General features: G+C 50.1%; 28 protein-coding genes, 1 pseudogene and 1 other annotated feature. Of the genes and pseudogenes, 12 read left to right on the top strand and 17 right to left on the bottom strand.

The features are described 5' to 3' along the window. Positions 1–5: 5 nt before the first annotated feature. Complete coding sequence (locus tag K7P76_RS19200; protein ID WP_232186917.1) at positions 6–440, bottom strand: hypothetical protein; 435 nt, start codon at positions 438–440, stop codon at positions 6–8. Between the two features lie 170 nt (positions 441–610). Here K7P76_RS19200 and K7P76_RS19195 point away from each other — a divergent pair, with 170 nt between their 5' ends. Both K7P76_RS19195 and K7P76_RS19190 read left to right on the top strand, forming a co-directional pair. Then, the gene (locus K7P76_RS19195; protein WP_232186916.1) at positions 611–1,804 is read left to right on the top strand and encodes an MFS transporter; all 1,194 of its coding nucleotides are present in this window, start codon (positions 611–613) and stop codon (positions 1,802–1,804) included. A gap of 395 nt (positions 1,805–2,199) precedes the next feature. Next, a complete protein-coding gene (locus K7P76_RS19190; protein WP_232186915.1) occupies positions 2,200–2,559 on the top strand; it encodes a toprim domain-containing protein in 360 nt (119 codons plus the stop codon). A gap of 49 nt (positions 2,560–2,608) precedes the next feature. On the opposite strand, the gene K7P76_RS19185 is transcribed toward K7P76_RS19190, so the two are convergent. The 3 genes from K7P76_RS19185 to cyoE form a co-directional block, all read right to left on the bottom strand. Beyond that, a complete protein-coding gene (locus K7P76_RS19185) occupies positions 2,609–3,553 on the bottom strand; it encodes an Rpn family recombination-promoting nuclease/putative transposase (protein ID WP_232186914.1) in 945 nt (314 codons plus the stop codon). 171 nt (positions 3,554–3,724) lie between these two features. Continuing rightward, positions 3,725–4,399 carry an SCO family protein gene (locus tag K7P76_RS19180; RefSeq protein WP_232186913.1) on the bottom strand — a complete coding sequence of 225 codons (675 nt, stop codon included), beginning with the start codon at positions 4,397–4,399 and terminating at the stop codon, positions 3,725–3,727. A 6-nt stretch (positions 4,400–4,405) separates the two neighbouring features. Then, entirely contained in the window at positions 4,406–5,263 is an 858-nt protein-coding gene (cyoE, locus tag K7P76_RS19175) for a heme o synthase (protein ID WP_232186912.1), read from the bottom strand. A gap of 260 nt (positions 5,264–5,523) precedes the next feature. On the opposite strand from cyoE, the pseudogene K7P76_RS19170 reads away from it, so the two are divergent. Together K7P76_RS19170 and gerQ are read left to right on the top strand one after the other, a co-directional pair. Beyond that, positions 5,524–5,845 (top strand): annotated as a pseudogene (locus tag K7P76_RS19170) (cell wall hydrolase). An 18-nt stretch (positions 5,846–5,863) separates the two neighbouring features. Beyond that, positions 5,864–6,301: a spore coat protein GerQ gene (gene gerQ / locus K7P76_RS19165; RefSeq protein ID WP_373692432.1), complete on the top strand. Its 438-nt coding sequence runs from the start codon at positions 5,864–5,866 to the stop codon at positions 6,299–6,301. Here the strand turns inward: gerQ and K7P76_RS19160 are convergent. Continuing rightward, positions 6,258–6,584 (bottom strand): hypothetical protein, encoded by a 327-nt coding sequence (locus tag K7P76_RS19160; protein ID WP_232186911.1) that lies wholly within the window; start codon positions 6,582–6,584, stop codon positions 6,258–6,260. The two genes, gerQ and K7P76_RS19160, sit on opposite strands and share 44 nt — an antisense overlap. A 65-nt stretch (positions 6,585–6,649) precedes the next feature. Here K7P76_RS19160 and K7P76_RS19155 point away from each other — a divergent pair, with 65 nt between their 5' ends. Then, positions 6,650–7,633 carry a metal-dependent hydrolase gene (locus tag K7P76_RS19155; protein WP_232186910.1) on the top strand — a complete coding sequence of 328 codons (984 nt, stop codon included), beginning with the start codon at positions 6,650–6,652 and terminating at the stop codon, positions 7,631–7,633. Positions 7,634–7,750: 117 nt separating this feature from the next. Here the strand turns inward: K7P76_RS19155 and K7P76_RS19150 are convergent, their stop codons facing one another. Continuing rightward, positions 7,751–7,969 (bottom strand): alpha/beta-type small acid-soluble spore protein, encoded by a 219-nt coding sequence (locus tag K7P76_RS19150; protein ID WP_232186909.1) that lies wholly within the window; start codon positions 7,967–7,969, stop codon positions 7,751–7,753. Between the two features lie 131 nt (positions 7,970–8,100). Between K7P76_RS19150 and K7P76_RS19145 the strand changes: the two genes are divergently transcribed. Beyond that, positions 8,101–8,280 (top strand): hypothetical protein, encoded by a 180-nt coding sequence (locus tag K7P76_RS19145; protein ID WP_232186908.1) that lies wholly within the window; start codon positions 8,101–8,103, stop codon positions 8,278–8,280. Here K7P76_RS19145 and trpS read toward each other — a convergent pair. Then, positions 8,277–9,272 (bottom strand): tryptophan--tRNA ligase, encoded by a 996-nt coding sequence (gene trpS / locus K7P76_RS19140; RefSeq protein ID WP_232186907.1) that lies wholly within the window; start codon positions 9,270–9,272, stop codon positions 8,277–8,279. The genes K7P76_RS19145 and trpS overlap by 4 nt on opposite strands. Positions 9,273–9,327: 55 nt before the next feature. Further along, positions 9,328–9,587, bottom strand: a binding site (T-box leader). A 153-nt stretch (positions 9,588–9,740) separates the two neighbouring features. Between trpS and K7P76_RS19135 the strand changes: the two genes are divergently transcribed. Beyond that, a complete protein-coding gene (locus K7P76_RS19135) occupies positions 9,741–10,811 on the top strand; it encodes a permease (protein ID WP_232186906.1) in 1,071 nt (356 codons plus the stop codon). Between the two features lie 13 nt (positions 10,812–10,824). Beyond that, positions 10,825–11,775, top strand: a complete 951-nt coding sequence (locus K7P76_RS19130; protein ID WP_232186905.1) for a TIGR03943 family putative permease subunit — start codon at positions 10,825–10,827, stop codon at positions 11,773–11,775. Between the two features lie 76 nt (positions 11,776–11,851). Here the strand turns inward: K7P76_RS19130 and K7P76_RS19125 are convergent, their stop codons facing one another. Together K7P76_RS19125 and K7P76_RS19120 are read right to left on the bottom strand one after the other, a co-directional pair. Next, on the bottom strand, positions 11,852–12,253 hold the full coding sequence (locus K7P76_RS19125) for an O-methyltransferase (protein ID WP_232186904.1): 402 nt from the start codon (positions 12,251–12,253) through the stop codon (positions 11,852–11,854). A gap of 676 nt (positions 12,254–12,929) precedes the next feature. Beyond that, positions 12,930–14,708 (bottom strand): M3 family oligoendopeptidase, encoded by a 1,779-nt coding sequence (locus K7P76_RS19120; protein WP_232186903.1) that lies wholly within the window; start codon positions 14,706–14,708, stop codon positions 12,930–12,932. A gap of 75 nt (positions 14,709–14,783) precedes the next feature. Between K7P76_RS19120 and K7P76_RS19115 the strand changes: the two genes are divergently transcribed. Further along, positions 14,784–15,023, top strand: a complete 240-nt coding sequence (locus K7P76_RS19115; RefSeq protein WP_232186902.1) for a hypothetical protein — start codon at positions 14,784–14,786, stop codon at positions 15,021–15,023. A 13-nt stretch (positions 15,024–15,036) separates the two neighbouring features. Here K7P76_RS19115 and K7P76_RS19110 read toward each other — a convergent pair whose 3' ends face one another. From K7P76_RS19110 to K7P76_RS19100, 3 genes are all read right to left on the bottom strand, one after another. Next, the gene (locus tag K7P76_RS19110) at positions 15,037–15,738 is read right to left on the bottom strand and encodes a DUF2225 domain-containing protein (RefSeq protein ID WP_232186901.1); all 702 of its coding nucleotides are present in this window, start codon (positions 15,736–15,738) and stop codon (positions 15,037–15,039) included. A 21-nt stretch (positions 15,739–15,759) separates the two neighbouring features. Continuing rightward, a complete protein-coding gene (locus K7P76_RS19105; protein WP_232186900.1) occupies positions 15,760–16,143 on the bottom strand; it encodes a globin domain-containing protein in 384 nt (127 codons plus the stop codon). 168 nt (positions 16,144–16,311) lie between these two features. After that, positions 16,312–16,461 (bottom strand): hypothetical protein, encoded by a 150-nt coding sequence (locus K7P76_RS19100; RefSeq protein ID WP_232186899.1) that lies wholly within the window; start codon positions 16,459–16,461, stop codon positions 16,312–16,314. A gap of 141 nt (positions 16,462–16,602) precedes the next feature. On the opposite strand from K7P76_RS19100, the gene K7P76_RS19095 reads away from it, so the two are divergent. Next, a complete protein-coding gene (locus K7P76_RS19095; RefSeq protein WP_232186898.1) occupies positions 16,603–17,862 on the top strand; it encodes a nucleoside recognition domain-containing protein in 1,260 nt (419 codons plus the stop codon). A gap of 78 nt (positions 17,863–17,940) precedes the next feature. Then, positions 17,941–18,741, top strand: coding sequence for an NAD kinase (locus tag K7P76_RS19090; RefSeq protein WP_232186897.1), 801 nt, complete (start codon positions 17,941–17,943; stop codon positions 18,739–18,741). Between the two features lie 47 nt (positions 18,742–18,788). Here the strand turns inward: K7P76_RS19090 and K7P76_RS19085 are convergent, their stop codons facing one another. Then, positions 18,789–19,694, bottom strand: a complete 906-nt coding sequence (locus K7P76_RS19085; protein WP_232186896.1) for a YutD family protein — start codon at positions 19,692–19,694, stop codon at positions 18,789–18,791. Further along, complete coding sequence (gene lipA / locus K7P76_RS19080) at positions 19,691–20,734, bottom strand: lipoyl synthase (RefSeq protein WP_373692437.1); 1,044 nt, start codon at positions 20,732–20,734, stop codon at positions 19,691–19,693. The genes K7P76_RS19085 and lipA overlap by 4 nt, the downstream gene beginning before the upstream one ends. A gap of 49 nt (positions 20,735–20,783) precedes the next feature. Here lipA and K7P76_RS19075 point away from each other — a divergent pair, with 49 nt between their 5' ends. After that, on the top strand, positions 20,784–21,752 hold the full coding sequence (locus tag K7P76_RS19075) for a M23 family metallopeptidase (protein WP_373692436.1): 969 nt from the start codon (positions 20,784–20,786) through the stop codon (positions 21,750–21,752). A gap of 11 nt (positions 21,753–21,763) precedes the next feature. On the opposite strand, the gene kduD is transcribed toward K7P76_RS19075, so the two are convergent. Genes kduD through kduI form a run of 3 tightly spaced genes read right to left on the bottom strand, consistent with a single transcriptional unit; the run spans position 21,764 to position 24,137 of the window. After that, complete coding sequence (gene kduD, locus K7P76_RS19070; RefSeq protein ID WP_232186894.1) at positions 21,764–22,534, bottom strand: 2-dehydro-3-deoxy-D-gluconate 5-dehydrogenase KduD; 771 nt, start codon at positions 22,532–22,534, stop codon at positions 21,764–21,766. Next, positions 22,506–23,276, bottom strand: coding sequence for a DeoR/GlpR family DNA-binding transcription regulator (locus K7P76_RS19065; RefSeq protein ID WP_232186893.1), 771 nt, complete (start codon positions 23,274–23,276; stop codon positions 22,506–22,508). Before K7P76_RS19065 ends, kduD begins: the two co-directional genes overlap by 29 nt. A 30-nt stretch (positions 23,277–23,306) precedes the next feature. Beyond that, positions 23,307–24,137: a 5-dehydro-4-deoxy-D-glucuronate isomerase gene (kduI, locus tag K7P76_RS19060; RefSeq protein ID WP_232186892.1), complete on the bottom strand. Its 831-nt coding sequence runs from the start codon at positions 24,135–24,137 to the stop codon at positions 23,307–23,309. Positions 24,138–24,171: the final 34 nt, after the last annotated feature.

Genomic DNA, 24,171 nt, shown 5'->3' with positions numbered 1-24,171 from the left:
CTGACTTATTTAGCCGAAGCTCGCGACTGAACGACAAAATCGCGCACCGCGCCTTCCATCTTCCAAGTGCCTAAGGATATCCCTCTAAGCTTAACGGTTACTTCCCCGGAATTGGGTACTCCGTCAAGCTCCAGGTTCGTTGACTTAATCGTATAAGAGCCATCTTCGTTGTTGACGTACTTCGCATCTTTAGCTTCCCTAGCCATCGCCTTGATTGCTTGATCCTTCAATTCGTCGGTCACTTTTGTGCCGATCTCGCCCAGATCTTTAATGCTGTAGCCTCCGTAAGTTACAATCCCGATGATAATGGCGGCAACCAGCACCCATTTGAGCACGGTTTTGACTAATTTCATAACGACAAATATAGCAACGATAGCGATAGCTACTACAACCCAATGGTCCTTTACAAACTGAACCCATACATCCGGATCGAAATTCATATTTTTCCCCCACATACAGTCTCAAACCGAGCACAACAATGCTCCTATTATACCTTAATGCCCTATAACCCGTAAACGACCGTCATAACCACGACCTAAGACACGTACAAGTAGGATAGGCCGTACATACGGACGAGGGATACGATCCCAGCACAAGGAGGTAGTGACCAATGAAAACAGCCATTTGGCTTTATTTATTTTTGTTCGTCGCTTTTTTCGATCTTCACGCCCAATATCCTATGCTTACCCCTTTTGCCGTTTCCATGGGGGCTGCGCCCTCATTTATCGGATTGGTGATGGGAATGTATTCGCTCACCCATCTTCCAGGCAATCTCATTGCCGGCTTTGCAGTGGACCGTTATGGCAGCCGGATCTTCATCGCGGCCAGCCTAACCGGCGCAGGGATTTTGCTGCTTTTCCAATCACACGTGACTAACCCTTGGCAGTTGCTCTACATTCGCTCTATAAGCGGATTCGTCTTAGCCTTCCTGTCTCCGGCTTGCATGTCGCTGCTCGCTAGGCTTGCGAGGGATCACATCCACCAAGGGAAGCTGATGGCCGGCAACGGCCTTGTTCATACGATCGCTTCCGTCGTCTCTCCGGCAGCAGGCGCCTATTTAGCCGCAACGATCGGTTTCAGTCAGTCGTTCGCGATATTGGGCTGGATACTTCTCGTTACCGGAATAACATCCGTTTGGTTCGTGAGGGAACCCGCCCGAACGCCGGAAGAAATCGCAAACATGCAAAAAAAACCGCTCGCACAGTCACCCAGCATCGACGTTAAAGAAAACTCATCCTCTGGATTCCCGTGGTCCATCTTCTCGCTTCCGATCGGACTTGCATGCGCCCAGGGCATCTTGGCCTTTGAATTGCCCTTGCGCGGCACGGGCAGCGCATCGATCATGACCACAGGCCTTTTGTTCTCGATTGTCAGCCTCGGCGCTCTTGTAACGCTCGGCTTACTCTTTCTTAATCGCTACTTGCCTTATTCGCGTACGATCATTGGCGTCCTGCTGCTTGCGATCTGTTATTACGGTTTGGCCTCCGATTGGCCAATCCCGCTTCTTATGCTGCTTTTCATCGTCGGGATGGCAAAAGGAGTCATCTTTCCGGCTATGACCTCTTTCCTGCTGCAGTTAAGCGGCCCGACGCGCTATGGAAGGACCTTCTCGCTATTGTCCATCTCCCTTTCGATCGGTTCGTTCCTTGGACCGGTTATAGCGGGGGCGGTAAGGGATTATTTTTCGCCCTATTTCATTTCCTTTCTCGCTCTTATGATCGCCCTTGTTTTCTTGTTCCCGCGTTCTTCCTTTCATGCCAATTGGAATACGCGTTCATCAGCGCCTCCTGTCTCAGGTTCATAATGCCTAGCCTGGAGAGATTCGTTCATTACTTAACAAAACTGGGTACTCGCACACGTCAAGGATGGGATGTGGGCATATCATGCTATGTGGCCTACGCCCAAATCCGGCATCACGCGGTTATCGGCTCAATCTTGGCTGCATAAGAGGGGTGACGGACATGTCCCAATGCGGATGCAGTTGCGCAGGCGGCGGCCATGGTATGACGACGACAATGACGATTGTTTTGTTCATTTTACTAGTAATCGTGTTGCGCGCATGCTAAGGATTTGCGGTGCGCCACATAGACGGGCCGCTCTGCTTGCGGCCCTTTTGCATTCTAGCTCAATAAATTCCGCAATAGTGGTACAATACATATCTAGTCAAGTAAAACGGCCCTTATCACGGAGGATCTCGCAATGGATGTAGCCATTATCGTCGAAGGGAAAAACGACAAAAGCCGTCTCTCCCGTGTTCTTTCTTCCGAAATTCCGATACATTGCACCTTTGGCACGCTTAATACGAATCGCATTGAAGCGTTAAGAAAAGCCGTCGGCAACAGCCAAGTGTATTTGTTTACCGATCCTGACGCATCCGGTCGCAGAATCCGCGGCGTGCTGCGCGATGTGTTTCCGGACGCGGAACATATCTATACCCGCCGCGGCTATAGCGGTGTTGAGGGTACTCCTGAAGAATATCTCATTCAACAGCTGGAGAAGGCGGGGCTGGAGGAATATATTTTGTATCCCGATCCTTCGGCTGTATGGATCGAGGAATAAGAAAAGCGAGTAAGGCTGCCTGCTTTGCAGCCTTACTCGCATTAAATGATCATTTTATCCATTTCCGAACTTCATCAACCGGTAATTCAATTATCTCAGCTACCTCTTCCGGTGAAAAACCTTTTTCAAGAAGTTTACGCGCGACAAGCCGGTTTGCCTTTTCCATGCCCTTTTCCATGCCCTTTTCCATGCCCTTTTCCATGCCCTTTTCCATGCCCTTTTCCATGCCCTCTTCAATACCTTCTTCATAACCCCAACGTTTCCAGGCTGGCATTAATTCCATAATCGTCGCACCTTCCTCCGGGTTTTCTTCATTTATCGCGCTTAGAAGCGCATCGTCTTCCTCTTTATTCGGCTGAAAATACAGGTCGGCCACCGACATAATGAGCGCCAATCGAGCAGCATCCAATTTCTTGTCTAACCGTAAGATCATCCGTAAGTATGCAAGCCGCATCTCTTTCTTGTCTTTGTTATTATACCCCATTTTAGCCAATAAAGCAGCAGCTATAGGATTATCGGATTCGATGAACCGCCGCCAATCCTGCTTCCGTAATTCCACCTTCAGAAACTGAAATCGAAGGATATCATGCTCCGGAATTTGTATCTCTAACGTATCTGGTTCATCCCGCATTTGGTTAAATGTAAATATTGCTATAGGAATAATAATTTTATGTTCTTTCCGATGGCGTTCGAAAAGTCGGCTAAAATATATAAACATCCTTTCTCGGAAATATTCCTGCGAGTAAGATTGCGGTTCCAGATGTATAAGTACATAAGCATCCAGAGATTTGTATCGGGTTTCAAGCAGCAGATCCAAGCTGCGAGCTTCCTCTCCTACGATATCCACTAGCAATTCTTGCATGAGAAAACGGGTATGGGTATGATCTAGAAGCCGGTCGAGTTCAGGAAAAAACAGCTCGATAAATTCCGCGAAAAAAGTTTGCAATAGCTTCTTGAAGGCTTCGTCGTGCGGTACATTCGTCGTGTCACCCATTCAATCTCTCCTTTTTCATCGCTGATAATCAACTTTTCCTCCATGCGGCTTTTGCTGTCCGAGGACACAAAAAAAAGCCGCTGCATCCCCTAACAGCATGGGATGAGCGGCGTGTGCTTCACGTCCGAATATTTGGTTGATGCTGATTATAACATTTACTGTAAATGAATTCTACAGCAAACTTTCAATCTTCTTGGCCATGTCTTTAGCGGTCAAGTTTTTGTCGCCTTGTTCGAGATAATCGTTAAGCGAGATCCAATCGCGAATTTGTCCATCCTTGTCGAGCAAGACGATCAGGTTCATGTGACCGAAGTTACCTTGGTCGTCTTTGGTTACCAGAATCTCGTATTTCCGGGCTAATGCAGCCGTCTCTTTCTCGTCTCCCCGCAGAAACTTCCAACCGCTTGGATCCGCATTAAAGCGTTTCGCGTACTCCTTCAGTACCTCCGGCGTATCGTGAGTCGGATCGATCGTGACTGATAGAAACTCCACCTCATCTCCGAATACTCCATCCTTCTTCAGAACATCCTGAACTTGCGACATCAGGAAGGTGGTCGGAGGACATACGTCCGGACAAGTCGCGAAGAAGAAATAAAGCAATCGCGCTTTCCCGTTCGTTCCGCTAAGCGTTACGTTCGCTCCGTCGCTATCCGTATACGAAAACTCCGCGCCTTTGCCTTGAACAGGCAGCTCGTCCTTCTTATTCTGCTGCATATAAATGTAATAGCCCATCACCAGGCACAATGCCAAGACGAATAATGAGAAGCCGTAACGTCGCAGCCACGACCGTTGCGGCTTGTTTTGCGCTGCGGGTTGCTGGGTCTGTTCTTCCATTGGCTGATCCATAGCAATTTACACTCCGTTCGTATCCAGTATCATCGTTAGAAACATAATCATCAAGTAGTTAATCGATATCATAAAATCGGCCTTCGCCCATTTCTCGTCATCCTTCGCGCGCAGCCCGGAAATCGCGTGAACAAACCAAACGATCGCTATGCCGACAGATAAGACAAGGAAGTAAATGCCCACGTAATCATAGTAATACATGAGGACGGAAGCGGGAATGAGCAGCACGATATACGGAAGCATCTGCCATTTCGTACGGGTAACGCCTTTAACGACCGGAAGAAGCGGAAATCCCGCGGCCCTATATTCTTCCATGCGCCTAATCGCAAGCGACCAGAAATGAGCGGGCTGCCATAGGAATAGCAAAGCGAACAATATCCAAGCGCCTGCGTCCACTTCATTGGAAACCGCGCAATATCCAATAACAGGAGGCATTGCGCCGGAGATTCCTCCTATCGAGGTGCTCCAGGTAGAGCTTCGCTTTAGCCACATCGTATAGACGACTACATATACGAACATCCCCAACAAACCAAGCCAACCCGTCAACGCGTTTACCAAAACGAATAGAACGATTAATCCAACAATGCCTAACACGACCGCATAACCAAAAACGAATCGCGGCGTCATCCTATTTTGCGGAAGCGCGCGATCGCGGGTTCTCGCCATTTTCAAATCCAGTTCCCGATCTAAGTAGTTATTGAAAACGCACGAGGAAGCCATCGTTAACGCGGATCCGAGCAGCATCCATATTAAAGGCCAGATAGCGATATCCCACTTGGATGCCACCCAGTAACCACCGAATGCCGCAATTAAATTCAAACGAATAATACGCGGCTTGGTGAGGGCCACAAGATCTTTAAGCACGGAGTTCCTCCTTAATGTCAGAGCAGAGCAGCAACACCTAACGTTTGTTCAATGATACCGCAAATCTTCAAGCATTGACAATGTTCGCCACCCGGAGTTCATGAAATCGCCATTGCCTGTGAACAAGGTGCGAACGCCGGTAAAAACAATTGTTACCCTGTCACACAATTCGGGCGCATGAAATACACTGTATTGCGACAATCGCCTAATGCCAAAGTCAATAGCGTGGGCGACTTGAATAAGGAAGGGTGGCATGTGAATTGGCCGTCATTAAGGCAAACAGCGAGGATGTAAAAACGTTGGCCCGGCTCATGCGTGCGGAAGCCGAAGGCGAAGGCGAACTCGGAATGCTTATGGTCGGCAACGTTGTCTTATTTCTACCAAAAAGCCCGAGACAAGGATATTAGGCTCGCCCAACGTGCTATCAACGGGGAGCGTCAATATCCCGCTTCCAACGCCTTGTGGTATTTTCGTCCAGTCGGCGCCTGTCCCGATACCTGGTACGATCAAGCGGGCACGGGAAGATACAAATTGCATTGTTTCTTTGCCCCTACTCCGGAAGATTGTCCGCAAGTTTATTAATTCAAGGGAGGATTTACAATGTATAACAACAAAATGCCTTGGCCGGCATACCCGCAAACCCAAGCTGCGGGATCGATGATGCCTATGAGCATGCCCAACATGACAATGATGCAGCAAGGGATGGTTCCCCCGCCTGTCACAAGCGGAATGCCTATCACTCAGGCCGGAGTAACTTTACCCGGAGTACCCATGCAGGAAGAATCTTACGTAGAGAACATTCTTCGTATGAACCTTGGCAAAGTCGCGACTTTGTATATGACCTACGAGAACAATTCCGAGTGGAATGCCAAAATATTCAAAGGCGTGCTGGAAGCGGCCGGTCGTGACCACATTATCATTAGCGATCCCGTTACGGGCAAACGCTACTTGCTGCTTACGCTTAACCTGGACTATATCACATTCGACGAGCCCATCAATTACACGCTTCCGTTCGGCACGATGCCTGGGTCCCGGTAATCGTTACCGGGCGAAAAGTCCATATCCGCAAGCCTTCCCGTCCGCCTTTAACCCACTTTTCCATCTCATTCCAAGAACGCCCATCGCGGCGTTCTTTTTCGATTTCAGCCGCATCTTCCACCGTGTTTACGGTCACTATTTCTACATATACTCCGGGCTGTCCCGTATTTTCCAACAATTGGATTCCGCGCCACCGCTCCGGATTGGATTGGATCCAAGCAACGAAAGCATCTCGGTGCAAATCCGGGATGACGTATTCACAGAAAAGAACCACTTTCCTCACTACTTTCTTTCATAATTTGACGTCCAGAAGACCATACTGAAGCAATAAAGGGGGCTGAGTTCGTCATGGACACCGGCACGCATTTCGTGTTCGGCTTAGGATTAGGCGGGTTGGCGTTGATCGACCCTGAAATCGCTTCTCACACCTATGGACCCGTCGCCATACTTATTGGCACGATCGCAGGCTCCAACGCTCCGGATCTGGACGGCTTGCTGAGATTCAAAAGCAATGCCGATTATATCAAAAATCACCGAGGGTTGTCCCATTCTTTTCCTGCAATCGTGGGTTGGGCCGCTCTGATCACGACAGCTGTCCATTTGCTTTTCCGAGAAATTCCTTGGTGGCACATCGGTTTCTGGGTATTGCTCGCGGTTATTGTCCACGTGCTGTCGGATCTGTTCAACTCCTATGGCACGCAAGCTTTTCGCCCTGTCAACCGTCAATGGGTTGCGTGGAATATCATCCATATTTTCGACCCGTTTATTTTCTCCGCCCATTTGCTCGCTATTCTGCTGTGGTTATCGGGTATCGCGACTCCGCAAGCTGTCTTCCCGGTCCTTTATGTTTTATTAGCCGTATATTACGGCTGGAGAACGCTGGTCCATCGAAGGTTGTCACGACAAATTCCGAAGCAAGACCCGGATGGGCGGCATGGAGATCGTTATACGCTGCTTCCGACCATTTCGCTGTACCGTTGGAATCTTGTGAGGTTATCCACCGATTGCACTTTCGGCGTCGGCGAATGGGATCATGGGAAGCTCAGATGGGTCGACGTGCTGAAATGCGACGAACATCCCGCTATTGATGCTTCCAAGCAAAGTGCCGATGTACAGGCTTTCCTGAGCGTTACCCCGTTTCCTTGCGGGCACGTAAAGCAGCAATCTTGGGGTTTTGAAGTGCGATGGGTCGACATCCGATATCGTTACCGCAGGCAATATCCTTTCGTCGCGGTTGTTCTGATGGATCTATCCTTCGCCCCGCTTCAATCGTATGTGGGATGGCTAAGCGATGAACGTTTGGAAAAACGGCTTCGCATGAATACGTACTAATTTATATAGCGGGAAGCCTCATTCGCAGGCTTCCCGCTTGACGTTTGTTAGCCATAAGCGCACAATATGAAAAGCCCGAGGCTAGCCTCGGGCTTTCGGTGCCGGACAATCATGTCCTTAGCGACCGGATAGTTGTTGCTCGGCCATTTGAACAAGCTTCTTGGTGATATAACCACCGAGCGAGCCTGCATCGCGGGATGTTACGTTGCCGTAATATCCGTCAGCCGGAATTTGTACACCTAAGGATTGAGCTGCTTCTGCCTTCATGCTTTGCAATGCTGCTTTGGCTTGAGGGACGACAAGCTGGTTGCGTCCTCCGCTTTGATTCGCTGCCATGAGTAAATTCTCCCTTCGCCTAGATAATTGGTTTGCAAGCTTGCCAACTTAGTATGCTAGAAACGAAGAAAAATATGCTTGGATTTAACGATATTTCAGAACACATGTATTTCATTAGAGGAGGTGAAGTTATGAGCAAATCTCTTTCGCTTTTTTTCGCGGTTGCTTCCGTCGTTCTCATGCTCGCTACCGCTTTCTCCCTCAGCCACAATGGCTGGCTTGCGCTAATGTTCAGCTTTCTTACGCTTGCCATGATCGCTTTCGGATTCGTTGTTAAAGCGCGTCTGCGAAAAAAACCTCCAACACCTTAGTGCGCCCGCGGCAAGAAACCCATCGCTTCTTTTACTTCGCGCAGCGTTATTTCCGCAACCGTGCTGGCTCGTTCCGCGCCTTCGCGCAATATGTGATGGATTTCGCCGGAAGACCTTATATCCGCATATTTATTTTGAAGCGGCTCTAAAGCCTGAACGACGACTTCCGCCAAATCCTTCTTAAAAGCGCCGTAACCTTGGCCATCGTAAGTGGTTTGAACTTGCTCAAGCGTCTGTCCGGAGCATTGCGCGAATATCGTCATCAGATTGCTGACCTCGGGTTTGTTCTGCACGTCGTAAATAATTTCCCGACCCAAGTCCGTTTTGGCTCGGGATATTTTTTTGCGAATTTCGTCAGGTGAATCCAGAAGAGCAATGAAGCTGCCGACGTTGGGGCTGCTTTTGCTCATTTTCTTGGTACCATCATCCAGAGACATAATGCGTGCTCCGACTTTCGGAATGAATGGCTCGGGGATGACAAATGTTTCTCCGTACCTGTAATTGAAACGGCCTGCAAGATCGCGGGTAAGCTCCAAATGCTGCTTCTGGTCGTCGCCGACGGGAACAAGATTTGAATTGTAGAGCAGAATATCTGCCGCCATAAGGGACGGGTATACGAACAGGCCGGCTCCGACGGCATCCTTGCCTTCTGATTTGTCCTTGAATTGCGTCATCCGTTCCAGTTCGCCCATATACGTCATCGTCGTCAGCAACCAGCCGAGTTCCGCATGTGCAGGAACATGGGATTGCATGAAAATCGATGCTTGCGCCGGATCAAGACCGGCGGCTACGAAGAGCGCTGCCACCGCTTCGCTTTGCTCTCGAAGCGCCGCCGGCTCCTGCGGTACCGTGATCGCGTGCAAATCGACTACCATGAAAAAACAGTCATGTTCATGCTGCAAGGCGACAAAATTTTTCATTGCGCCGATGTAATTTCCTAACGTCAGCTTGCCGCTTGGCTGAATCCCGGATAGTACGCGTTGTTTAGCCATCCTAATCGAACCCCTTTTTTACGATTTTTTTGGAAAACAAAAAAAGGCCTCCTCCGCAAGGGACGAGAAGCCGTGGTACCACCCTTATTCGTATTACGGCAATCACGCCCGCAATACCTTCGGTTCCGTTAACGGGGAACAGTCGGAGAGCATAGGACGAGTCGCATCGGTTTAACTTCATCTTGGCATGCGGCACAATCGTTTCGCTCTCGGCTCCAAGATCCATTCGGCAAGGCCCGCGCACCGGCTTCCAGCAATTACCGGCTCTCTGGGAGCGCTTATTCCTTGCGTACTTGTTCTCTTCATCGCCGTATATGACTTTAGTTACTCATTATACCCCTAGCTAACGCATTGTCAACCGCCACGACGAAGTGTCCTTTATCAAATTTCTATGTTCTGATTTACCCTAATACAAGCATAAGCTATAATAATCGTAATGATTACAATAAGTTGCAAGGAAGTGGACCGGTGCCCAATACGATAATGCGCCTTGGGACGGCTGCCGCTACGCTTGGGTGCGCGGCGCTTTTGGCGCTTATATTTTTCGGAAGAGATATTTCGCAATGGAGCTTTGATCTCGCAAGGCTTCAAACGTTCAAAATCGTTTTTCTAAGCATAATACTGGAAGCCTTGCCTTTCCTGCTGGTCGGAGTGTTGGTATCTGCGCTTCTGCAAGCTTTCGTATCCGACAAACTCATCCAGAAGATAACTCCCCGCAATCCGATCGCGGGCGTGCTCTTCGGCAGCTTGCTCGGCATAGTCCTTCCCCTTTGCGAATGCGGCATGATCCCCATCGTGCGCAGGCTGCTCCGCAAAGGATTGCCCGCTTACATAGGCCTTATTTATATCGTTGCCGGCCCGATTATTAACCCTATCGTCTTCGGCGCAACAATTGCCGCTTTTCGGACAAACAGGGACTTGGCTTATTCGCGCTTTTATTTAGCCTTTTTGGTATCCGTTGCCTTAGGACTTATCTTGTACTACTTTATGAAACGGAACCCTCTCAAGCCCGAACAGCAACAAAATCATCACGAACATAATGAACATGAGCATCACGCGCATCACGAACATGAACATCACAATCATAGCCACATGCACCTTCATGAACATAATCAGAATGGTGGCATGTTGAAACGTTTGACGGATATACCCGCCCATGCCGCCGAAGAATTTTTCGATATTGGGAAATATCTTATTTTGGGTTCATTCATTACCGCCATATTGCAAACTTTCGTCGCCCGAGCGTCTTTCGCAGCCGTTGCGGACCATGAGCTGCTATCTCATCTATTCATGATGGGCTTCGCCTACGCGTTGTCGCTTTGCTCCACCTCCGACGCTTTCGTAGCCGCATCCTTTAACCATATGTTTCCTCCGGCCGCGTTGCTGTCCTTCCTTGTATTCGGGCCAATGCTGGATTTGAAGAACACCCTCATGATGCTTGCCGTTTTCCGCAAACGGTTCGTTCTGAAATTCAGTATTCTAATCGCATTGCTCGTCTTGATAGGCTCCATTCTGTTCGATCATCTAGGTTTCGTATAAGGAGGAAAGCCCAATGAGAAAAAAAACGGCGGCCGCTACGGCAGTCCATTATGCGGCAAGGGCTATCCTGCTGGCAGGATTCGCCTTCTATATCGTTCATCTTGTCCAATCCGGCACGCTGAATCTCTATATCGCCAGCCGGATGCAATTCATCGTTAAATTGTCCGCCCTAGGTATGTATGCAGTCGCCGCTCAGCAGTTATATGCCGCTATTCGAGCATGGTTCGATAGCAGCAAACACGTTCCTTCCTGCGATTGCAATCATGAGATGCCTTCGACTTGGGGCAAAAGCTTGCTGCTTTATGGTTGGTTCGCCGTTCCGTTAATTATTGGATTTACAGTTCCGGATGGACTGCTTGGAAGCAGCATGGCGTCAGCCAAAGGCGTACAGTTCACGCCGCAGCAGATCGTCCAGCCTAAGTCGGACCTTCCAACCATAGAGGTTGAATCCGAATCAAGAGATACGGCCTCGCCTTCCGCGACGAAATCCGGTACGCAGATTGAGGAAGCCGCGCTCGATATTTTATTTCCTTCCGACCAATTTACGGAGAGCTACGCCAAATTCGGCAAACAGCTTGTCAAACAGGACCTGATTCAGGTCAAGGAAAAGCAATTCATCGAGACGTTAACGACGCTTGATTTGTACCGGACCGCCTTTATCGGGAAAACCATTCAGATAAGCGGATTCGTTTACCGCGAAGACTCGATGGGGAAACAGCAATTCGGCATAAGCAGGTTCGCGATTTCCTGCTGCTCGGCCGATGCTTCACCCTACGGAGTAATGGCCAATTTCGGCAAAGCTGACACGTTTACCACCGATGAATGGATTACGGTTACCGGAAAACTCGGCACCACGATGTACAATGGCAACGAGATTATTCAGATCCAAGTCAACAAAGCCGTCAAGATTACTCCCCCTAAAGACCCTTACGTCACTCCAGACTTAGACTTCGGTTTGGAGTAAGACGGGAATTATGTCCTTACATGAATAAAGCCGGCATGCTCTTAACGAGTATGCCGGCTTTCGATTATGTAGATTGCTATTCGTTAGATGCTTCCCTGCGATCTCGTTTTTTCGGAGAAAACCGGAACATCAAGTTGGCCATGTTGTAATTGGATTCGAACTGAACGCTTACGAAAACTTGCCCTTGCTTTAATACAAAATCGTAAGAAATTTCTCCATGAGTCCATCCACTCTTGTGCCGGAGGGCTTCAACAGCCAAGCGCCTTAAAAGCTGAACCTGCGAAACTGACATCCCATTAAAACCCTGCTCACCATTTCCGCAATCCATTGGTAAATGGCGAATACCGAATCTTCCTACCGTATCGTCACGAATTTGCAAAACGATCGTACCTGCGGTCAATCCCCTCAGTTCACCACCCAATTTCTCCAATGCCACATCCACTTGCCGAGCTAAAGAAACCTGTTCCAAAGTCATCATTCTCCTCCTTTGTGCTTATTACTCATATTTTCTAGGTATTACCTATTACGACTTCAGGCTCATTATAATTGAATATTTTGAATACTTCAACCATTTTGTCTAATTTTGGTTTATTTTGTAATCTGGTGATCTGTTTTTATGAAAAAAACCGGAAACACGCGGGCTTGAGGTTTCTCTTTACACACCTCTTTTCCTTCAAGATTTGATTTGGTCGTTACCCATAGTGCACCCAAATAATCGATTTTATCGTGTAACTTCCCCCACTAACCCCTGCTGATCAGGAATTAACCGATTTTTTCGTGTAACTCCCCACACTAACCCCCGCTGTACAGGAATTAATCGATTTTTCCGCGTAACTCCCTCCGCTAAGCTCCGCTGTACACGAATTAATCGATTTTTTCATGTAACTCCCTCCGCAAAGCTCCGCTGTACAGGAATTAATCGATTTTTTCGTGTAACTCCCCCCACTAACCCCCGCCGTACAGGAATTAATCGAATTTTTCGTGTAACTCTCAAGCCCAGCCAATCGCCCAGCTTCTTGAGAAAAATAAAACGCCGCCAGCTCCGGCAAATAGGAGCAAGCGGCGTGTGCTTCACGCGAAAAAGCCTTTATATGTGTTCACGATACCGAATTCGCAGCTGCTTGGCAAGAAAATAAGACAAAATGTTCAGAAGCTTACTTGCACAGCTCAGCGAATGATTCAACGTCCGCTACAACTCGCGCGACCGCGTCCTTCCAAAACTGAGGCTGGTCCAACGCAACGTCGAGATGGTGGGAAGCTAATTGCTCCACGGTCATAACCCCCGTGTCCCGAAGCAATTGTTCGTAACGCTTGCTGAAAGAAGCGCCTTCTCGCTCCGCTATGGCAACAAGTCCGGTACTGAACAAATAACCGAATGTGTAAGGGAAATTGTAGAAAGGTACATCGGTTAAATAAAAATGCAGTTTAGCCGCCCAGAAATGGGGATGCCAGCTTCCCAGCGCATCTCCGAACGCTTCTTTCTGCGCTGCCAACATCAGCTCATTCAATTCATCCGCTTCAAGCATCCCTGAAGACCGGCGATCATAGAAACGGGTTTCGAACAGAAATCTCGCCCGAATGTTCATGCAGAACGCAACGGCGCGTTGCAATCGATCATCGAGCAAAGCTAATTTCTCCTCATCGCTTTGCGCTCTTCGCAGCAGCGCATCGCCTACGATCGCTTCCGCGAACGTAGAAGCGGTTTCCGCGACGTTCATCGCGTATTCTTGCGCTAACGCTGGCAGCTCCTCCACTAACGCCCCGTGATAGGCATGGCCAAGTTCATGCGCTAACGTAGACACGTTCCCCGGCGTGCCCGAGTACGTCATGAATATCCGGCTTTGGCGACTAAGCGGAAAGCTAGTGCAGAAGCCTCCGGGCCTTTTGCCTGAGCGGTCTTCCGCCTCAATCCAGCTGCGTTCAAAAGCGGTTCGGGCAAGCTGCGCCATATCCGCTGAAAAATGCTGAAAAGCATCCGTTATTAAATCGGCGGCTTCATCATATGAGATCTTCGCTTGATTGGCGGCAATCGGAGCGTCGACGTCATGCCAGGACAATTTCTCCTTGCCAAAGCGATTCGCTTTAAGCTCTAAATACCGTTTAAGCGGCTCCAGACCCTCTTCTACTGCGCCCCACATCGCATCTAACGTCTCTTGGCTCATACGGTTAATACGGAGCGGTTCACGTAAAGGATCGTTCCAGCCTCTCATCCCGTAGAGCTTCAACCGAAAGCCGGCCAGCCTATTTAGCGTATCCGCGGCCAAATCGGCCTGGCCAGCCCATGCTTCCTCCCACTTGGCAGCCATCGAATCCCGTACGGCAGGCTCGGGATCGTCTAATTTGTTGGCTGCTTGACCAACGGATAAACGAACCTGCTCGCCGTTCTCCTCCCACGGAATGGAAATCCGGCCAACAATCGTATTGTAATGCTCGCCCCAGCCATGATAGCCATCGACCGAGAGCTCGCTAGCCACCGCCTCCAATGCGGGCGGTAATTTATCCTTTGCCGAATCCCGGCGTTCGTTAAGCGGGAAAAGCACCTCTGACAGCTCCGGCTGTCCGCTCCATTGTTGCCAACGTTGCTCCGGTACCAAAGCCAGCTTCGCGTCGTACAAATCCATAGATTGCTTGAAACGTGCGGAAAGCGTCTGAATCCGCTCCGTCCATGCGACCGCGCGCTTATCGCTCATCTCTTGCGAAGTCAAGCATGAAACGAAGGAATCCGCTTCCCTTAACCGGGACAATACGTCTTGAATCTTAACGGTCCATTCCGTTAATCGCTCATTATCTGCCGGATGATCTCCTTCATCCTGAAGTTCTTTCAGCAACGATGCGGCCAGCGCTTCGGATTTTTCAACGAAAGCGGCGAATGCCGAAGAAGAAGAGCCGCCGGAAAACAGCGACTCCAGGTCCCACTTTAAAGAATGTTTCATTATCCATCTCTCCGTTTCCATTGCGCTCTGCTATTTCCGTGTTGTATGTTTATAGACGTGAAAGGAGGCTTGACCGTGATCCCGTTTCGAAACACCTGGCCTTACGACATCATTAGAAATGACGTATTCGTTCAAGAATGTCCATTTTGCCGCAGCCCGCACGTTCTTCTTCCGCTAAAACCGGACGACATTAAGAGTATGTACGGAGGCGCTCGCAAAATTACACTTATTTTTCCCTGCTGCCACGGCAGTCTTCGGCTAATCGATGCGGACCAAGATTATTTGTTGGCCAATCGTCCAATCCGCGGAAAATAACTCGATATGCAACTCAACTTCCGCTTAGCCGCATCTCCTCCGGCAATTCCAATCCCTGTCCCGTCATATCTTCGCGAATATTTTGCCATTGTTCTCTTGATGCGCGAATCATCGCTCCGTCCGTGATATTCTTATCATGGATAACCCTTCCGAACCATCTTACCGCTTCATTGTATTCACCCAATCGCCTATGCAGATCCCCGATCAAGAACATAAGGCGAGCATTGCTCAAAGAATCCCGTTCCGTCTCGTATACCCGGACATAGGCGTCTTTGGCGAATTTCAGAAACCGATCCTCTTGCTCCTTCTTCCCCTCATAGCGATACAACCAGGCAATATGATGCAGCAAAGCCGCAATGACGCGGTCCTTTTCCCCAATGGCTTGGGCCGTTACTAGAGATAGCTTGTAGGATTCCATCGCTTCGGCTTGGTCACGCTCCCTGCCGTAATCCCGATGTTTCCATTGATTGCCTATCTTCTCGTAATAGGCTGTTCTTTGCTTTTCATTAATTCGTTCGTTGAAGTTTTCCGTCGTAGCGAATCCGCAGAACGGGCAAACCCGTACGACGTAAAAATCCGGATTAACGGTTTTGAAGTAGGAACAAAAGTCGGAGTCCGTTTTCACTGCCTTCTTCAGGCTTGGCCTCACGCGAGACGTTTGAAAGCTTGCTTCACAGCAAATGCATTTGACTTTAATTTGAAAAAGCGGTTCCACTAAATGGCCTCCTCATACTCTTTAAGATGGGTCGGTATTAACGAAATGATTAGCAGGGCCGGACAATCGTTCGATGACGACCTCCTGAAGCGGCTCCGGTATCGAAGTCTCGGCAAGGGCTGCGGCCATACACGAAAGCCATGCCTGAGCTCTCTCCGGCGTTATGGGGAAGGGCAAATGGCGAGCCCGCATCATCGGATGCCCGTATTCGTCGGAATACAGGGAAGGTCCCCCTAGAAACTGACTCAAAAATAAATATTGTTTCTCCATTACCGGATCGATGTCTTTCGGAAACAGAGGAGCTAATAAAGGATGCGCTTGCACTTTCGGGTAAAATCGGGTGACGATATCGCGAATGACGGCTGATCCGCCGATGGCTTCATAGAGACTGGAGTAGCTGGTCAATTTATTCCTCCTATTTCGTTCCTTGATCTAGGCAGCAAGCCCTATCCGGAATGGCCTTTTTTAAATTTCATTATATCATAAAGGGGACATTTACCTCTGTTAAAATACAAAAATCGCCCGACAGGGCGATTTGAAACCGGCAATCCGCCGACAAATAGGAATATTGGCTTACATTTCTTCTTCAGGGCTAAGCAAAGACTCCCGAATGACATATACGAAAATGCATACAAGCAATCCTGCAACGATACCAGCCATGCTCATCACCCCGGCTTCGATGAATTTGACTTCCGTGGATAACTCCTGCTTTCCTAGTTCCATTGTATCATAGTCGCAGCAGTTGTTCACGACATTTTTGCAAACGGTTACATTAATTCTTCATCCTTTTTCGAGGAACGTCAAGATTTCCCGATTCGTTACATATATTGGGACAAGAGGCTTTATTGCATGGGAGGAATTTAAGTGCGCAAGGAGCAAGAAAACAAGGAACAATCGTCCCGCTGGTATACGCTGGCAAGCGTGTTCACCCTAGGCGGAATTTCGTTATTTATTGGGTGTTTGGCAATCATCAGCCCGCAAGTCGCAATGGAAGCTTCGCTTAGGGGCGTCTCGGTTTGGTGGGAAGTATTATTCCCTGCTCTGTTTCCTTTTTTCGTTCTGTCCGAATTGCTTCTCGGGTTTGGCATCGTCCACTTGGCGGGCACATTGCTTGATCCCTTCATGCGCCCGCTGTTCCGTCTTCCGGGTGTAGGAGGCTTCGTCGTCGCAATGGGTTTTGCCTCAGGGTACCCGGTAGGCGCACGCCTAACTTCTCGCTTGATGGAGCAGAAGCTGGTCACGCGGAATCAAGGTGAGCGACTAGTAGCTATGACGACGACTTCAGATCCTATTTTCCTGATAGGCGCCGTGTGCATCGGTTTCTTCGGAAGCTTGGAAGCAGCTCCGGCGCTGGCAGTCGCTCACTATGGGGGTGCGCTTTTGCTGGGGGTTTTCTCGCATTTTCGGAAACAAGGCCATTCGTCTTTCTTAGAAACGGTACACCCTATTAAAGGCAGCAGAATCGGGGCAGCATTATCCGCGATGCACCGCGCACGTCTGGCTGACGGAAGGCCTTTCGGTATCTTGCTGCAGCAATCGCTGCAATCCTCTTTGACTTTAATGATGATCGTCGGCGGATTGGTCGTTTTTTTCTCCGCGGCTTTGGAGCTTCTCGTGCACAGCGGGTTTCTTATGTTTTTTCGCGATTTGACGGCAAGGCTGCTCCATGAGTTCGGGTTATATCCGGGTTTAGCTTCTTCTTTTGTAAAAGGGACCTTCGAAGTAACGCTTGGAGCCAAGTCTTCGGCGGCCGACACCGCAATCCCTTTGGTCGATCGGGCAGCCGCTGCCGCATTCGTCCTCTCTTGGGGAGGTTTGTCCGTACATGCCCAGGTCGCCGGATTGATGAGCCGAACGGATTGGCGGTATATCCCTTTCGCCCGAGCCCGTTTCATACATGGATTGCTCGCTATGCTGCTCGTTTATTTGGTTTGGCCCCTGTTCATGCAAAAAGAAACCATGAGTTTACCTGTGTGGGCGCAAGCCATTCCGCCTTTTCATCGGACGCTTATCCCCACGGTCGCCTGGCTTCCGCTTGTCGTCTTAACCGTCATTGCGGTTATCGTTGCGGCCGGAGCATTAGCCCTAGGTATCGCCAAGATGCGACGAGGCCGGGAAGTGTAGGATTGAATTCCCTACCGTTATTGTTTATGATCGAATCAGTTGTTAGTATTAGGGTTTAGTCGGAAGGAGCGGCCAGGTTTGAAATACGCATTGCTTGACCGGGGAGACCGATTATCCCGGGCATTATCGGAGGAATTTCATGGTTTAGCGAAAGCGCGGGGGTTCACGGAAAATGAAATATCGCCGGATATCGTCTTCTCGATCGGCGGGGACGGCACTCTTCTGCAGGCTTTCCATCGATTCAAGAACCAACTGGAACATGTCGCTTTTATCGGCATACATACCGGCCATCTCGGCTTTTATGCCGATTGGAAGAAGGACGAGCTGTCCGAATTGCTCGATTTAATGGTGTCCTCCCAGCCGCGCAAAGTTCAATATCCTTTATTGCATGTAGAAATAACGACCTCTGAGGGTAGTTCCGAATTTCTGGCGCTTAACGAGTTCACTCTAAAAAGCATCGACGGCACATTGGTTGCCGCGCTTCAGATTAACGACGAGCCCTTCGAGATGTTTCGCGGCGACGGCATCGTCATCTCCACTCCTACGGGAAGTACCGGCTATAACAAAAGCCTTGGAGGCGCCGTTATTCATCCATCCCTGGAAGCTTTGCAAATTGCGGAAATGGCTTCCATTAACAACCGGGTATACCGTACGCTAGGCTCTTCGGTCATTCTGCCGAAGCATCATCATTGCGATATTATCCCCGAACCGGACGAAGAGTTGTTCATCGGCATCGATCATCAGCTCATGCAGATGTCTGGAGTTAAATCGATTACTTGCCGAGTTGCGGAAAATAAAGTTACGTTCGCCCGGTATCGTCCCTTCCCTTTCTGGAATCGCGTAAGAGAAGCCTTCATCGGCTCGGACAAAAATAAATAAGAAATGGGCTTTCCCCTGCAGGGAGAGCCCATTTCTTATTTATAAACCTATTCTCCGGAACGGGGGTTACCGACATCCGGTCTAGGCGCCCCGTCAGGGCGATGATTCGGTTTTCCTCCGAACGTTTTGCGACGGCGATTTTTACCTGGCCAACGGCTATCGTTCCTTGCCGGATCGTGACGACCGTTGCCCGCATCCGAGTTGCGGGTATCTTCAGCTGCTCTATTTGCCGGATCATTCCCTTGCGGACGGGGTCCTCTAGGGGGATAAGACTGTTTGTTAATCGATTGGCTGCCGCCTTGACCTTGCGGCTGCGGACGACGATCGCCGCTAGACGGCACGTTATAAGAACGTCCTTGACGGGAGCTGTTTCCGCTATCCTGGCCCGGCCTGGATTGACTTCCCCGGTTCTGCACAGCAGAACCGGAGGAAACGTTCGAGCCTGCGATAGCGCTCGCGTTGCGGCGTTCGGCATCGGCCGCTGCCCTAGCAACGGCCGATATGGTTACATTCGGAGCCCGGACAGGACCGCCTGCACGCTCTTTAAGCGGCCAGCGCATAATCGGACCGCTAAAGGCGGCGGCAGTCTCGGCAACCTGCTCCCCCGTTTCATTCATAGCTAGAATAGCTTCAGGCGATTCCTCTTTGGAAATTTCCGATTCGGGCGGCAACGCGTTGCTATCCATTTTCGTCAGAACGAAGTGAGCGCATCCGAAGTTGCAATATTCATTAATATAATCGACGAAGCTGGAAATCGCGCTTTCCTTGGTGGCCCGAGGATGCCCGTCCCGATAAAAGCCCCGGAGGCGAAGCTGGTTGTAACCCCAGTCCCCGACGATATAGTCGAAACGCTCTAGTACATCGCTGTATCTTTCGCGGAATGCTTCCGGATTCCATCCGCTTTTATGTTCGTGCATAAGCGTGTATGCGTTGCCTCCAGCCATGAAAATCATGATAGGATCTCCTCCCGAAGACTCGTCGTCCTTGCTTCCGCGGATTTTACTTGCTCATGCGCATGATAAGAGCTGCGAACGAAAGGCGCGGATTCCACATGGGAAAATCCACGGTTTAACCCTTCTATTTTCAATGCCGCGAATTCGTCCGGGTGAACGTATCTCACGACTTCTAAATGCGAATCCGAAGGCTGTAAGTACTGTCCTAAAGTAAGAATGTTGCAGTCAACCGCACGAAGGTCGTCCATGGCCTGCAGGATTTCTTCGAACGTTTCGCCTAGTCCGAGCATGATGCTCGATTTGGTTGGAATGTCGGGGTTCATTTCTTTGGCTTGTCTGATTAGTTCAAGCGAACGTCTGTACTTCGCTTTGGCTCGTACACGATCCGAGAGCCGTTCAACGGTTTCGATATTGTGATTAAGGATGTCGGGTTTAGCATTCATTACGATCTGCAGGGAATCCCTGTTGCCCAGGAAATCGGGTATAAGCACCTCAACGCTGCAGAACGGAAGTTTCTTGCGAATCTCCTTGACGGTGGCGGCGAAGATGGAGGAACCTCCATCCTGCAAGTCGTCCCTTGCTACGGAAGTTACGACGCAATGCTTTAAACTCATCTGCTCGGCGGCTTCCGCCACCCTCTCCGGCTCTTGCAAATCGAGCTCGGTCGGCAAGCCCGTCTTCACGGCGCAGAAACGGCAAGCCCGGGTACAAATATCGCCTAAAATCATAAAGGTTGCCGTACGATTAGCCCAGCATTCATATATATTCGGACAGCGCGCTTCTTCGCAAACGGTATGAAGCGTCTTGCTCCGCATCACTTGTTTAAGCTCTTGATAGGGCTCGCCAGTTGTCAGCTTTATCTTCAGCCAATCGGGCTTGCGTGGTTTGGCGTTTGTCGTCATCTTAATTCCTCTCTTTCTGTCCCCCTTATTATAGCACGATTCGGATAAAAACCAATGATCTGTAAACCCTACTTCTACATGTAGACAACAAGGAGGAGTAACGTTGCCGCAAAATTGGCGAAGAAGCTGCGGAAGCATGAAGGTCCTATTATTATGGTCCACAGCAGCATCCCTATTCCTGCTATGCATGGGCGGATTCGACTCGACTGCTCATGGTTCGGAAATCGCCTCCGAACCGAACTCGAGCTTGCAACGCCGTCAGCTTTATGAGGCCATCAGCCTCAAGACAGGGATCGAATGGCAGCTTATAGCGGCCATCGATCAGTATGAACGCACGCTATCGCATGCTCACCCTAAGTCAAGGCCTATACGCAAAGATGCGTTAACGGGAATTTTCATTACGGATACGGTTTGGAGCGGCGCGCTTAATCCAGAGAAAAGCGATACCGATCCCGCTTCCATCCGATTTTTCCACGGAGTCGGCAGAGACGGCTCGGGGGACGGAATCGCGGACCGCGGCAAAGACGAAGACTTGCTCTATTCGGTAGCGGCTCAGGCATTGCAGCATGGGAGCACGGAAGAGGATTTCAGTATCGGGCTGTGGGAATATTACCATAATACCCGGGCCGTTCAACGAGTCATGCAGTTCGCTAAGTTGTACAGAACTTTCGATCGCTTGGACTTGTCCGAGCATGCTTTTCCCCTGCCGCTTGGAAGCGTCTATTCCTTTCGCAGCACTTGGGGGAACAATCGAAGCTGGGGCGGGTACCGGATCCACGAAGGAACGGACATTTTCGCGCGCAGCGGGGTACCCGTTCGCAGCACCTGTTACGGCATCATCGAAGTAAAGGGATGGAACGCCTTCGGTGGGTGGAGAATGGGGATTAGGGATCTCAACAACCTGTATCATTATTACGCGCATTTATCGGGCTACGATAAGAAGCTAAAGGCCGGAGACATTGTCCGGCCGGGTCAAATTATCGGGTGGGTGGGCAGCTCGGGATACGGTCGCCCCGGGACGCAAGGAAAATTTCCGCCGCACCTGCATTATGGCGTTTACCGGGACAGAGGCTTGGTAGAGTGGGCATTCGACCCGTATCCGATGTTGCGGCGTTGGGAACGCGATGAACGCAAAGCGCTTCGCGTCCACCGTTAGTCAGCGGGCGTCTAGCGGTTCATCCAGCCGCCGTCTACGCAGAGGATATGTCCGTTCATGTAATCGGATGCTCCGGAAGCTAAAAATATAGCGGGGCCGATCAGATCCGCATCCGTTCCCCAGCGGCCTGCGGGAATACGATCGAGGATTTGGCGGTTTCTGACGGGATCATTGCGCAGCGCTTCGGTGTTGTCTGTTGACATGTATCCGGGTGCGATGGCATTAACCTGTACGCCTTTGGAAGCCCACTCGTTGGCAAGCGCTTTGGTTAAACCAGCCATGGCATGTTTGCTTGCCGTATACCCCGGAACGTTGATTCCGCCTTGAAAAGAAAGCACGGATGCGATATTAATGATTTTGCCGCTGCCCTGTTCAATCATCAGCTTGCCGGCCGTCTGGCACAAAACGAAGACGGAGTTCAAGTTAACGTCCAGCACTTCCTGCCAATCGGAGTAAGCATGCTCCGCGGCAGGAGCGCGACGGATAATGCCGGCATTGTTAACGAGAATATCAAGACCGCCGAACGTCTCGACCGCTTCGTCGATAATGGATGGCAGCTTGCTGCGATCGGCTACGTCCACTTGCACGATGTGCGCTTTTCTGCCAAACGCTTCGACCATAGCCTTCGTTTCTACAGCGGAAGTCCGGTTCGTCACGAGCACGATGTTCGCTCCCGCCTCCGCTAAACCTGCCGCGAACGCTTGGCCTAACCCCCGTCCCGCTCCGGTGACGATTGCCGTTTTGCCCGTTAAATCAAATCGATTCCGTGGATGCTCTTTCAATTTTCAACGAACCTCCTTCGTAACGGTGGAATATCTCATCTTCTAGACCATCGTCCGTGATGAGGACGTGTATATCTTGCAGATTGGCGAACGTGAGAAGAGCGGCGCGGTCAAATTTGGTATGATCGGCCACGCCGTATATTTCTTTAGCCCCCGCCAAATAAGCTTTTTTTAGATCGAGCAGCTCGCTTGTAAAAACCGAAAGCCCGAATTTGTCATGAACGCCCGTCGCGGAAAGAAACAACTTCTGAACGTTTAATCTCGTCACCCAATCTAATGCGTCGTTGCCGACCAGCACGTTGTTATGACGGTAACCGCCCGGCACCACAAGGCGTACCTGATCTTTCGCCATCAATTCGCGAATGATAAGCAGATCGTTGGTCAATACGGTAAGCGGCATATTAGGAAGCTGCCTGGCAATCTCAAGCGTCGTGCTTCCCGCATCGAGCGCGATAACGTCATCTTGCTTGATATAACGAAGGGCATGAATCGCGATCGCTGCTTTTTCCTTCGAATGCTTCGTATTGGGAATCTGCAAGGGAAGCAAGGGGTCCGCTTGATCGTTTTGGCCGACGGCGCCTCCATGAATTCTTCTGAGCAGTCCTTTTTCCTCCAGCTTCTCCAAATCCTCGCGAATCGTCTTGGAAGTCACTCCAAGCCGTTCGCTCAGTTCGGAAACCTGAACAGACCCTTGCGCTTGTAGTAGATCCAGGATGGATTGATGACGTGTGACGGCAAGCATGATGGGTGTTCCTCCCGAATTCAGTTGCTTCTACTTTAACTCATCCATAGCGACGACATCCATATCTTTGAACGTATAATTTTCCCCGGCCATCGCCCAGATGAATGCATAACTGCTCGTTCCCGCCCCGGAATGGATCGACCAGCTTGGCGAGATCACCGCTTGTTCGTTGGCCACGACCAAATGGCGGGTCTCGTTCGGCTCTCCCATAAAATGAAATACTCTGGCGCTCTCGTTCATGTCGAAGTAAAGGTATGCTTCCATCCGACGGTCATGGAGATGGGCCGGCATCGTATTCCAGACGCTGCCCGGCTTGAACAGCGTAACGCCCAACATGAGCTGACAGCTTTGAACTCCGCCTGCGTGAATGATTTGATGAATAGTCCGCGCGTTGGACGATTCCAATGAGCCGAGCTCAAGCGTGTTCGCTTCTTGCACGGACACTTTCCGCGTCGGGTAGGTCGCATGCGCCAGTGCTGACGTAAAATAAATTTTAGCAGGTTGTTCAGCGTTGCTGCTCGAGAGCTTAACGTCCTGAGCGCCTTTGCCCACGTACAGAGTATCCAACCTGCCTAACGTATAACGTTCGCCATCCACGTCGATGATGGCTTCGCCGCCGATATTGATGAAGCCGATTTCCCTGCGTTCCAGAAAATAGTCCGTTTTTAACACATCCGCTGCTTCCAGCTTTAAAGTTTCCTTGACCGGCAAACCGCCGCCTATGACCAATCGATCATCGTGGGCATAAACCATCGTTATTTTATCGGATTGGAACAAGCTTTCGATTAAATATTGCCGGCGCAGCCTTGCGGTGTCGTAGTGCTTGGCATCGGCCGGATTCGTTGAATGGCGGATTTCCAATATAATTCCCTCCCAGTTCTCTTTTGTTCATTTT

It is taken from the genome of Cohnella silvisoli (assembly GCF_021190915.1).
GTDB classification, from domain to species: Bacteria; Bacillota; Bacilli; order Paenibacillales; family Paenibacillaceae; genus Cohnella; species Cohnella silvisoli.
The sequence above is the reverse complement of the archived record's forward strand: the minus strand, read 5'-3'. Positions and strand labels throughout refer to the sequence as shown.